Raw genomic sequence first — 10,634 nt, forward strand, 5'->3', positions numbered from 1 at the left:
CGGCCCGATGACTTCCCAGGCCTGATCGGTCAGTTCATGACGTCGCACCACGAACGGAGTAACGACCCATCGACATTGCGGACACGCCCTAGTGCCAACTGTTGGACGCGGTACGGCTCGGCCCGGAAGACGACGTCGCTGAAGTCACCGCGCTCCAGGTGCGCCGTGTCGTCGAGGACCTGATCGCCGGCGGACGCTGGTGCGAAGACGATCAGGACATCCTGATCGTCTTCGACGCCGGCTACGACGCCCCGCGCATGGGTTGCCTACTCGACGGGTTACCTGTCGAGGTCTTGGGACGGATGCGCTCAGACCGCGTCATGCGCCGACCCACACCTTCACTCAAGGAGTACTCCGAGGCCTATCCCCGGGGCGGGCGGTATCCGAAGCACGGCAAAGAGTTCCGCTTCGCCGAGCCCAAGACCTGGGGCGAGCCGAACGCGGCGACCGTCCAGGTCACCGACCGCTATGGCACCGCACACACGATGGCCTGGACCGTCTTCACCCCAGGCCCACCACCCGCTCCGCCTGGATCGACCACGACACCTAACTCCCGATCATCGGGGGAACGCTCATCCGCCTCCAGGTCGACCGCTTGCCCGGCGGCGGGGATCCGCTGCCGCTCTGGCTGTGGTCCTCCGCCACCGGCCTGACCGGCGCCGACGTCGATCTGCGGTTGCGGGCATTCCTGCGACGCTAGCGGCGCTGCAACCGCGACGAACTCTGGCTGCCCGAAGCGGGTCACGGAGAGCCCTCGGGAGGAATCTGCTCGGGAGGGGGCGGCGGAGGGGGGCTGTCGAGAGTCCCGAAGGCCGGAGCATGGTCATGGGGCGCGGCCGGTTGACGGAGCATGCGGATCAACGGCCTTCGAGTGGAAACGCGACTGGGACGGGCGAAGTAGTCGGCGACCGCCGGATGGCGGAACGAATAGCTGCTCTCCTTCTTCTCGAGGACACCGGCGTGGGTGGCGTAATCGAGTGCGCATGGCAAAGAGTGGAACGTGTACCAGTCGAGCAGCAGGTGAGGCAGCCAGCGAATGCCGGCTGCCGAAGCCGTGATCAGTGTGAGGCGGAGGGGCAGGTCGAGCACTCCGATCCCGCTCTCCACGGTGGTGCCTCCGAAAGCGGTGCCGAAGAGAGCCGCCACGACGAGACCAATCGTCCACATGAGATCCGCAGTGATGACGTTTGCCGGACCCAACTCCTCCCGCAGGTGGTAGCCACTGGTGGTGGGCCGGAGCACTCCGGGCCGCTCCCTGGCCGGCGGGGTGCACAGAGCGCGTAGCAGGAAGAGACCGGCCATGACGTACCACGCCGCGCTCCAGCCGGAGTCCAGGAGCACGAACGCGAGGCAGATCACTGCGGGTGCGACCTGCCTGCTGATCAGGGCGCGCTTGGCCCCGCTGAAAGACGTGGGGAAGGAGGCGGGTACGGGTGGATTCGACACCATGATGTAGGTGAGCAGCACACAAACCGGCGTCATGAAGAACATCCCGATCAGAGCCTCTCCGCTCCTGTCCGGGCGGTCGTAGGAGTTGAAGGCGCTGGAGGAGCTGGAGGAATCGGCCAAGACGGTGAGGAAGTGGAGGAACGTCAGCAGGCCGGACAGGCTGGTGAGAACGACCCTGAAGGTCCGGCTGCTCAGGCCGGTCCCCTCCAGGCTCATGTCCGCCCCGGACAGCCGGCGTTGCCGGCTCAGCAGGTGCAGTGCGTCGGAGATCCAGTCCTGGCCGGCGGAGAGCGTCCACGCTCGGGAGGAGACCAGGGGAGCAGCTGGGGTGAGCCCCCGTATGAGACGGGCCACGAGGGGTTCCTCCAGTGCCGCCTGGGAGGTCTTCTTCAGCAAGTTCAGCGGGTCGGTTCGGCCGTCGCTGCACAGGGCTTGGGCGGCTGCGGCCATGGGAGGCGAGGCCAGTACGGTCAGCAGCCTGCGGACGCGCGGGTCGTTCGGGGCCTGCCGGCATTCCGCGAAGACCGGCGCCCACTTGCTCTGGGCGAGCGGCGCGCGGTGGGCGTACCTGGTGAGCTGGAGCCAGCCGTCGAGGTCGTCCAGGCTCAGGGGCTGGAGGACGATTCCCACGCTGTGGGCGAGTGGCCTGTCGGTTGCTTCCACCGTTTCGTTGAATGGTTCGATCCTGCTGGCCAGCACCATCCGTGCCGGAAGTGCACCGAGTTGCTGCAGTACCCAGACGCGCTGCAGGGGTTCCAGACCGTCGAAGTCGTCCAGCAGCAGCACGATCCTTCCCTGTTCCAGGAGTTCATGGAGCAGATCGGGAGTGAGGACCTCGGCCATGGCGTCGGATTCGGCGGCCATCTTCCCGATCAGTCACTCCACGAAGGGTTCGGTTTCAGGTCGCCAGTGCCTGAGCGAAAGGAGGAGGGGCTTGCCTCCTTCCTTTGAAGGCTCACTGCGCAGGGCATGCGCCAGCAGGGTGAGGGCATGTGTCCGGCCGCTTCCGGGATCGCCCAGGACGACGAGACGCTGGTGGTCGGCCAGCAGCGAGAAGATCTCGGGCAGCTCGGCGACGGTACCCGTCAGGTCGACGGGAGCTCGATCGCTGACCAGATCGAGCGGAGCAGGGCAGAACCTGACCGGGAGTGGGCGGACCGGAAGGGGAGGGGGTGCAAACCGTGTGAGCTCGCCGGCGAACAACAGAGGATCGGAAAGGACCCGCTCGAAGGACTCCTCCTCCTGATCTCGGGGAGGGGGAGGACCGGGCTCCTCGACCGAGACGGCCACCTCCGCAGGGCTACGGGCCTCAATCGCAGCGGCCGCAGCCGCATGGCGCGCCTTCCACAGGTCAAGGTTGGCTCCCGGGTCACACGCGCGCACCCACGCCTCGACCAGCTCCCACTGCGGCAGGCTGGTCCCCGTGGTAGCTCCATGCAGCTTCGTCTTCGACCAGGACACCCGCTTCGAAAGGAGGTCGAGTGACAGCTTGGCGTCCTGCCGCAGCTGGCGCATCCCGCAGCTGCGCCAGCTGCGGGATGCTTTCATCAACCGGGTTCTCGCGGCGACCGCGTCCCACCCTTACCGCCCCCGCACGCGGCGGGCACGGGCAGGACGCGCGCCGGAGACGATCCGCTGCGCCAGTTCGAGGGCGGTGGTACCCGTCACCGCGATGAGAGCCAAGGCGCTGCCGGCCTCGTACCCCTGCCCCACGAGGGCCAGCACGGCGATGATCACGACGACGACAACGATGATCCGTGTGCGTACGAGCCACTGTTCGGTCAGGACACACTGCAGATTGCTTGCAGGCATGGAAGTACTCCTCACGACGGTCCGGAATTCGTTCCCGTAGTTGGCGCTACGGCCCGGAGCCACTCGGCGCCGGTAACCCCACGATGCGCCAACCACCCGTCCGAATGCCAGGAGTTGACCTCCACTCAAGATGTCGGATTCTTGGCGTTTTGCGCTCTGACCGAACATTTCCGTGTCCGTCCGCCCGCTCCGAACAATGCTGGGCCTGTGACTCCGCTACACCTCCAGATCAGGCATCTGTGCAGCTCAGGAGCTCGTTGCTGGGCTGTGCCGTCGAAGATGCTCTGCGACTGCGCCAAGAGCTTCCAAACAATTCCGGCGCAGCGCACGATGGCTCTGGCCGCGAACTGTGAACAGATGGCGCGGCCTCAGGCGCCTGGATGACGGTCCGGAAGCCTTTCGCGAGTCGGGCTGGGTCTGCCGTTGGCGCGGCCGCCTACCTCGACCGCCCCTACTTCGGCCAGTCACAGGAACTGTGACTGGCCGAAGTGGTTGGCGGGCGTGGCGGGCGCACCGCCGCTGATCACGTGGGCCTCCGGCGGCGGCCTCGCCGGCCTCTGCTCGACGGCGTGTCGTGCCGGCTCATGGCGCCGGGGGCGTACGTGGATCAGGACGCCGAGGACCATTCCGGTTCCCAGCGGCCATGGGCACGCTGCGCGGCCCGGCCGTGCACGACCGCGATGTCCCGGATTCGGGCGACCGCTTCGGGCTCGACCGGGCCAGGACTGGGAGGGCGTGGTACCAGCTCTCGGTGCTCAGGGTCTGGTGGAGGAGCGATGCGACCGCCTGCTCGTCGGCCGAGGTGTACGGGGCGTGCGGGGTTACTTCCAGGGCTCCGCGGGAACGGGGCGTGGTCGAAGCGCCGTTGTACAGCGCCGAGGACGTCGCGCTGCTGCCGTTGGTCCGGCCCACGGTGGACTGGCGGCAGGTGTACCGGACGGGCCCCGGGCGCCGCTCCCTTCTCGCCACCCTGGCCCCGGTCGCCCCGGGCGAGGACACAGCGTCGCTGGCGGACGCCGGCCGGATCGCGGGGGTGGGGCGCGCCGCAGTGGTCGGACTCAGCGTGACCTTGTCGACGGTGCTGCCCGCCGCTCGAATGCAGCGGGCGTCACTGTCGGCAAGGTGCAGGGGATATGGCTGAGTGGATCGGACTTCGCTCGGGTCACGGTGAAGCCATGACCCAGATTGTGGCGCAAACCGAAAGAATAGCCCTTAGTACTCCAGCTGTAGATCGTGATCTTCATGTCTGCGCTGCGGTTTGTCGCCGGTAGTGCCCGGTTTGCGCTCGGGCTTTGTGGCGGCGTCGCCAGTCGGACCAGCCAAGCCGGTGGGCCGCGTCGTGGACGGGCTGGACGATGAGGGTCATGAACAGCCGCTGGATTTCGTTGCAGGACAGCGGGATCAGGTCGGCGGGGTCGGGGGCGCGGGTGTGTTCGTCGGCCCGGACGACGGCCAGGAAGGCGTGGGCGAGCATCGCCAGGGTGACCCAGCGGGTCCAGGAGGCGAATCGGCGGACCTGGTGTTCGTCGAGTCCGGCCAGGCCCTTCTCGGATTGGAACGTCTCCTCCACCCGCCATCTTGATCCGGCGACCCTGACCAGCGTGGTCAGCGGTACGGTCTGGGGCGAGTAGCAGCGGTAGTAGGCGAGTTCGCCGGTGTGGCGGTTGCGGCGGATCAACAGCTGGCGCTGTCCGGGGCCGGGGTCGGCGGTGTCGATGACGGCCCAGTCAGAGAACCGGTGGCCCTTCGCGCCTGCCCCGGCGGACAGCTTCTGCCAGGCCCGCCCGGGTGGCCTGCGGGCCAGGGCATCAGCCTTGAACTTGCCTGATCCAGTGGCGACTTCGGCCGAGCAGGCGACGGCCAGGACGTAACCCAGACCGCGCTCTTCCAGTGCGGCCCGCAGTTTCGGGTTGCCGCCGTAGACCTCGTCCCCGGCCACCCAGGAGGCGTGATGCCCGGCGTCGAGGAACCGTTCGATCATCGCGGTGGCCAGCTCCGGCTTGGTCGCGAAGGCCCGGCCCTCAGAGATGCCCGCGGCCTGGCAGCGGTCGGGATCACCCGTCCACGACCGCGGAACGTAGAGTTCCCGGTCCACCGCGGCGTGCCCGCGCGAGCCGGCATGGACGAGGTAGACGGCGACCTGTGAGTTCTCGATCCGGCCTGCGGTACCGGTGTTCTGCCGCTGCACGCCGACCGGTGCTTGCCCTTCTTCACGTCGCCGGTCTCATCGACCACCAGCACCGCCGCAGCGTCGTGGAGGTGCTCGACCACGTAGTCGCGAAGATCGTCACGGACCGCGTCCGCGTCCGCGTCCCAGGAGGCCCGGCACAGCAAGTGCTGCATCCCGTGCGGCGTGGCTTCTCCGGCCCACTCGGAGATCGTCCAGCAGTTCTTGCGCGGCAGGTCCGCCAGCAGGCCGAGCACCAACCGCCCCGCCCGCCGCGGGGCTCGACGCGCGCGAAGCGGCCCGCGATCCGGCCCATCAGGGCCTCGAACCCATCCCGCCAACGGGCAGGATCTATGCTGTGACCTGCGGCCACCGTCTCTTCGTCAGTCCACACAACTCACGATGATCAACGGTGGCCGCACCCATGTCCGCACCGGCCCCGACCAGCAAGATCACGATCTACAGCTGAAGTACTAGCTGATCAGGTCCGCCAGGACGCTTCGGCGAGGACCGAAAGGATTGTCCGCGGGCCGCGCCAACTCGCAGACTCGCTTTCGTCTCAGTACATCTCGCTACACCTCGCTCGCACTGCGATCTATGGGGGATCCATGAGGGTCAAACGGGCCATGCTCACAACCGCTTCCACACTCGCGATGATGGCCGCGGCGGCCATCGGGGCCGCGCCGTCGGCGAACGCGTCCGCCACCGCCACGGACTCCGTCAGCATCGGGGCTAACTACGCGAGCTATGACATTTCGACCGGCTGGTTCGAAGTGTGCGACATGGAGCGGGACGGCAACGGGGTCTACATCAAGTTCAGCAACTCGTACGGCGGCAGCGAAGGCGGAACCTACGGCGACTCCAACGGCAGCGCGGGCGGCTGCGGCAACGGAAACGTGAAGGGGTACAAGTACATGGCGATCTGCGAGGACAGCATCGGCTGGGACTCGTGCGTCTCCGAAAACCTGGACGGGCAGTAGGGCGTCTAGGCCGTTTCCTTCAGATCATCGGATCGTGGGTTGATGTGTGTCGTTGACTGACGCCCAGTGGGCACGCATCGAGCCATTGTTGCCGGACCGGACCGGACCGGACCGGACCGGACCGGACCGGACTCCGCGGAGGGGTGGGCGGTGGTGGGATCACCGGCAGGTGATCGACGCGATCGCGTTCAAGTACCGCACCGGGACGCCGTGGATGGACCTGCCCGAGCAGTTCGGCTCGTGGAAGGGTTGCCCACAACCGGCTGCGGAAATGGGCGGCCGACGGCACCTGCGAGAAAGTCTTCACCGCCCTGCTCGCCCAGGCCGATGGCGAAGGCGACCTCGACTGGGTCGTTGCGGTCGATTCCACGATCGTGCGAGCACATCAGCACGCCGCCGGGGCCCGGCAAAAGGGGCCCCGGCCGGCGAGCCGGCCGATCATGCCCTCGGGCGCTCCCGCGGCGGACTGACCACAAAGATCCGTCTCGCCGCCGACAGCCGATGCAGGCCTCTGGCTTTCGTCCTCACACCCGGCCAGGCCGGTGACGCACCCGCGTTCATGCAGGTCATGGCCCGGTTACGGGTGCCCCGACGGGTCGGTCGTCCCAGGATCACCCCGGACGTGGTCCTGGCGGACAAGGCCTACTCGTCCCGGGCGATCCGCCGTCATCTGCGGCGCCGCGGAATCCGGGCAGTGATCCCGCAGCCTGCCGACCAGGCCGCCAACGGCTCGGCCGGCACGGGGGCCGCCCGCCGGCCTTCGACCGCGAGGCCTACAAGCAGCGGAACACCGTCGAACGCTGCATCAACAAACTCAAGCAGTGGCGCGGCCTGGTCACTCGCTACGACAAGACCGCCACCATCTACCTCGCCGGACTCCACCTCGCTGCCATCTTCATCTGGTCAGCGAGGTGATCCGAAGGAAACGGCCTAGGCACCTCTCACATCACCTGGAGAATCAATGCATTCCCGCGCTGCCACGACGGTACGGAACACCGTCGTACTACTCACGGCCCTGTTGCTCGCGCTCGCGGCGAACGTCTCCCTCGCCGCACCGCAGGCGCATGCCTCCAACAAGTACTGGATCACGACGTTCACCCAGGCGAGCGGATTCCCGAACACGGTCTGCGGCACGAGCAACGGATATCCGTGCGGGCCCAACGGCTATCTCTACGCGGGCAGCAATTACGTCTTCTGCCGGGCGTGGGGAGGCGAAGTCAACGACGGCCAGGGCAACTTCAACCGCTGGTGGCTGTGGACCGACCTCGACACCCCCGTCGGCAGCCGCGGCTGGGTGTCGGCCTACTACCTGTCCGGCCAGGGAAACGATCAGGCCGACTACTGGAACGGGAGTCGCTGGGTGCCCATCCCGAACTGCTGACCCAGGTCGACGGCCACCCCGGCGGAATCGACTCCCGCACTCGCTCGACCCACTGTGTGAGGGCTGCCAGGCCCCGTTGGAACGCCTGCTGGGCCTTGCTCGGCCCCCCTTCGCCCCGCCACTGGCCGCAGGGCCGGGAGAGGGCGCGTGGTGGGGCTGTACGCCCAGTGTGGTCAGCCGTTCCTGCTGCTCCAGCAGGAGCCGCGCCCAGGTGGCCGGCTGCTTCTGGTGCTGGAGCCACTTGCCGACGTCGTCGCCGTCGAAGACGACGCCTGGAGAGATGACCGTCGAGGCGGCTCCCGCTGCAGCCGCCAGGCCTCCGCCGAATGCCAGACAGATCAGCGTGCGCCCGACGAACCTTCTCCAAGCGGCGCCTTTGTCGACCTCGAGTACACGGGTGCCCACCCGGGAGATGGAGGCCAGTGGGTAGGCCTCGTTCCCCACCCATAGGAGGCCCCGCTCCATGCGGACCTCGACCGTCGCGTACCTCGGCGGCACGGTTCGCCTCCTCCGCGTGGTGTGGGCGGTGCCGGGACGGGTCTGAAGAGGCGGCATCCCGTGCGGCCGGAGGCCCTTCCTGCCCTCCCGTATTACCCACTCCGCACGATGCGAGAATGGCGGCAGCCTCGCCGCGGTGCGGGATCGAGAGCCGGTGCGAAAGTCGGGGTGGGGGGTAATTCGTATCGATGAGAGCGGAGTTGACCTGACCACGGACGAACTGTTCGCGGGGGCGCTGGTCGAGGTCGGAGAGGATGACGACGAGCGGGCGACGCCCTGCCTGATCGCCCTGACCGGGCGCCCGACCCGGGAGGTCTTCGACCGCGCGGCTCGGCTGCTGGCCTGCGACGGGTACCTGGAACGGGAACTGGGAGCGCGGATCCTGCGAGAGCTGGGCCCGTACGACGCCGAGGGCCGGCGCCCCTTCGCCGAGGAGACCATCGGGGTGCTCATGGCGGAAATGGTCGACGAACCCGATCCGTGGGTCCTCGGCTGGATGATCTCCGCACTCGGCTACCACCGGGCCCGCCAAGCCCTCGATCTGGTACTCGGCCACCAGGAACACCCGGCGCAGCCGATACGGTTCGCGGTCGCCGCGGCCCTGCCCTCCCTGGCCGATCCGGAGCGGACCGAGCCGGGGGTGGTCGAGGCCCTCCTGCGGCTGGCCGTGGACGAGGACGGGGCCGTGCGCTGGTACGCCCTCTACGCGCTGTTCAACGAGACGGCCGGGGTCACCGCCGAGCAGCGGCGGGGCTGGGCTGCGCATCTGAGCGGACGGGCGGGCGATGCGGAACGCCGCGAGGAACTGTCGCGCATCGCCGAAACCCTGGACGACCCGTCCGATACCGCCCTGCGCGCGCTCCTGGTGCGGGCGGGGCGGCTTTAGGGAGCGCCGCCGGGCCCACGTGCGGGCCCGGCAAGATCCGAAAGACACACCCTAGTAGGGTGACTGTTCGTCATCGGATCGGTCATCGGTCATGACCGATCCGTCGACCGTGTGCCGTATTGCCGGGCGGACTAGGGCCTGTCTCTCAGACCGAGCTGGGCCGATCTCAGATCGCTGTGGGCAGGCCGGATGCCCAGCAGATCTCCAGCGGCCGCGGGTCCGTGTACTGCCCCGAGCCCAGGGGGAAGGCTCCCCGTCTAATGGGGCGGCCGCAGCAATCGCAGAGCAGCCTGGTGCGAGCACCTGCGTCTTCAAGCGTCCGGGCCGCCTCGATAGCGGCTTCGAACCAGCCGGCTGCCTCGACCTCTACGGGTGCGTCGGCGAGCAGAAGCTTGCTGTTCCACAGGCTGAGGCCGGTGACCGTCCGTATCGCACGGGCTGCTTCCATTTTCCGGTCGCCTGCTTCTGTCAGCAGCACTCGGAATCCTGGCTCTTCCACATATCCTCCCCGGCTGTCCACGAGCTGTGCGGCAAGTGAACCATCACGGCAACTGTTGAGGGCTGTGGGCGGGTGGACGAGAGGCCAGCCGACTATCGCCGGACCCAGATCAGGATGGCGGCGAGGTGGAGGGCTGCTTGGTAGGCCATGGCGAGCTTGTCCGTTCGCATGGCCAGACCTCGCCACTGCTTGAGCCGGTTGATGCATCGTTCAACGGCGTTCCGCTGCTTGTAGGTCTCCCCGTCACCGTCACTGGTGGCCGCGGTCACACCGCCTAGCCATGATCGTTCTCACCGATAACCATGGTTCCATTGATCCCCGAGGCCGGTGCTGCCCGGGCAGGGAAGCTGGCAGGATGCGTGCGCTCCTGGCGGTGGGACGCGCTGTTCGTTCGTGGGGCCCGCCGTACTGCTTGCACGTCACCCAAACCGGTTCGTGAGTCTCTCCAGAGAGTGAGAGGTACCCATGTCCAAGAGGGCCAAGACCATAGCGGCTGCCGCGGTGCTCGCCATCAGTGCGAGCGTGCTGCCGCTCGCGGTCGCGACACCGGCCAGCGCTGCGGTGTCATGCTCGTACAGCGAGAACATGAGCCAGAGCTTCACGCAGGCGTCCACTGGTAGCCGGTACGTCGGGTTCGAGTACGCCGGCCACTACAGCGGAATCACTGTGGTCCCGTCGAAGACCCAGGACACCAGCTCCGGCGAAGAAGCACAGTGCCTGCTGAAGCTCGGCGCTCAGTACTACAACATGCCGGGCTGGGACCCCGGCACAGTCGATGGGGTTTTCGGTCCGCGGTCACAGACCGCGTTCCACAATTTCCAGGTCTCCATGAACAGCTGGTTCAACGCCGGCCTGGCGGTCGGTGGCAACCAGGACTTGCCGGGACCGAACGCCTGGAAGTGGCTTCGCTGGTACATCGCCCCCGACTCCTACATCGAATGAGCCACCGCTTCGCACCCACG

The 10,634-nt window shown here is 67.7% G+C and carries 10 protein-coding genes and 4 pseudogenes; 7 read left to right on the forward strand and 7 right to left on the reverse strand.

Annotation, left to right across the window (positions count from 1 at the left end; translation table 11 throughout):
- Positions 1–92 precede the first annotated feature (92 nt).
- Positions 93–697: pseudogene (locus ACWGDE_RS30375) on the forward strand (transposase); the annotation flags it as partial.
- 44 nt (positions 698–741) lie between these two features.
- Here ACWGDE_RS30375 and ACWGDE_RS30380 read toward each other — a convergent pair.
- From ACWGDE_RS30380 to ACWGDE_RS30390, 3 genes are read right to left on the reverse strand one after another with little or no spacing between them, the layout of a single operon-like run.
- Positions 742–2,313 carry a hypothetical protein gene (locus tag ACWGDE_RS30380; protein WP_453392240.1) on the reverse strand — a complete coding sequence of 524 codons (1,572 nt, stop codon included), beginning with the start codon at positions 2,311–2,313 and terminating at the stop codon, positions 742–744.
- Positions 2,314–2,325: 12 nt separating this feature from the next.
- Positions 2,326–2,997, reverse strand: coding sequence for a helix-turn-helix domain-containing protein (locus ACWGDE_RS30385; RefSeq protein ID WP_453392241.1), 672 nt, complete (start codon positions 2,995–2,997; stop codon positions 2,326–2,328).
- A gap of 33 nt (positions 2,998–3,030) precedes the next feature.
- Positions 3,031–3,261 carry a hypothetical protein gene (locus ACWGDE_RS30390; RefSeq protein WP_453392242.1) on the reverse strand — a complete coding sequence of 77 codons (231 nt, stop codon included), beginning with the start codon at positions 3,259–3,261 and terminating at the stop codon, positions 3,031–3,033.
- A 643-nt stretch (positions 3,262–3,904) separates the two neighbouring features.
- Here ACWGDE_RS30390 and ACWGDE_RS30395 point away from each other — a divergent pair.
- A complete protein-coding gene (locus ACWGDE_RS30395) occupies positions 3,905–4,402 on the forward strand; it encodes a hypothetical protein (RefSeq protein ID WP_453392243.1) in 498 nt (165 codons plus the stop codon).
- 99 nt (positions 4,403–4,501) lie between these two features.
- Here ACWGDE_RS30395 and ACWGDE_RS30400 read toward each other — a convergent pair.
- Positions 4,502–5,744, reverse strand: a pseudogene (locus ACWGDE_RS30400) (IS701 family transposase).
- Between the two features lie 310 nt (positions 5,745–6,054).
- On the opposite strand from ACWGDE_RS30400, the gene ACWGDE_RS30405 reads away from it, so the two are divergent.
- The 3 genes from ACWGDE_RS30405 to ACWGDE_RS30415 are packed head-to-tail and all read left to right on the forward strand — an operon-like array spanning position 6,055 to position 7,789.
- Positions 6,055–6,408, forward strand: coding sequence for a hypothetical protein (locus ACWGDE_RS30405; protein WP_453392244.1), 354 nt, complete (start codon positions 6,055–6,057; stop codon positions 6,406–6,408).
- 46 nt (positions 6,409–6,454) lie between these two features.
- Positions 6,455–7,342, forward strand: coding sequence for an IS5 family transposase (locus tag ACWGDE_RS30410; protein ID WP_453392245.1), 888 nt, complete (start codon positions 6,455–6,457; stop codon positions 7,340–7,342).
- Positions 7,343–7,369: 27 nt separating this feature from the next.
- Positions 7,370–7,789 carry a hypothetical protein gene (locus tag ACWGDE_RS30415; RefSeq protein ID WP_453392246.1) on the forward strand — a complete coding sequence of 140 codons (420 nt, stop codon included), beginning with the start codon at positions 7,370–7,372 and terminating at the stop codon, positions 7,787–7,789.
- 40 nt (positions 7,790–7,829) lie between these two features.
- Here ACWGDE_RS30415 and ACWGDE_RS30420 read toward each other — a convergent pair.
- Positions 7,830–8,344, reverse strand: a pseudogene (locus ACWGDE_RS30420) (DUF6232 family protein); the annotation flags it as partial.
- Between the two features lie 97 nt (positions 8,345–8,441).
- Between ACWGDE_RS30420 and ACWGDE_RS30425 the strand changes: the two are divergent.
- Entirely contained in the window at positions 8,442–9,173 is a 732-nt protein-coding gene (locus tag ACWGDE_RS30425; RefSeq protein ID WP_453392247.1) for a HEAT repeat domain-containing protein, read from the forward strand.
- Between the two features lie 166 nt (positions 9,174–9,339).
- On the opposite strand, the gene ACWGDE_RS30430 is transcribed toward ACWGDE_RS30425, so the two are convergent.
- Both ACWGDE_RS30430 and ACWGDE_RS30435 read right to left on the reverse strand, forming a co-directional pair.
- Positions 9,340–9,651, reverse strand: a complete 312-nt coding sequence (locus ACWGDE_RS30430) for a ribosomal protein L7/L12 (protein ID WP_453392248.1) — start codon at positions 9,649–9,651, stop codon at positions 9,340–9,342.
- A gap of 113 nt (positions 9,652–9,764) precedes the next feature.
- Positions 9,765–9,917: pseudogene (locus ACWGDE_RS30435) on the reverse strand (IS5/IS1182 family transposase); the annotation flags it as partial.
- A 220-nt stretch (positions 9,918–10,137) separates the two neighbouring features.
- Here ACWGDE_RS30435 and ACWGDE_RS30440 point away from each other — a divergent pair.
- Positions 10,138–10,614: a peptidoglycan-binding domain-containing protein gene (locus tag ACWGDE_RS30440; RefSeq protein ID WP_453392249.1), complete on the forward strand. Its 477-nt coding sequence runs from the start codon at positions 10,138–10,140 to the stop codon at positions 10,612–10,614.
- Positions 10,615–10,634 lie beyond the last annotated feature (20 nt).

The organism is Streptomyces sp. NPDC054956, from assembly GCF_053609185.1.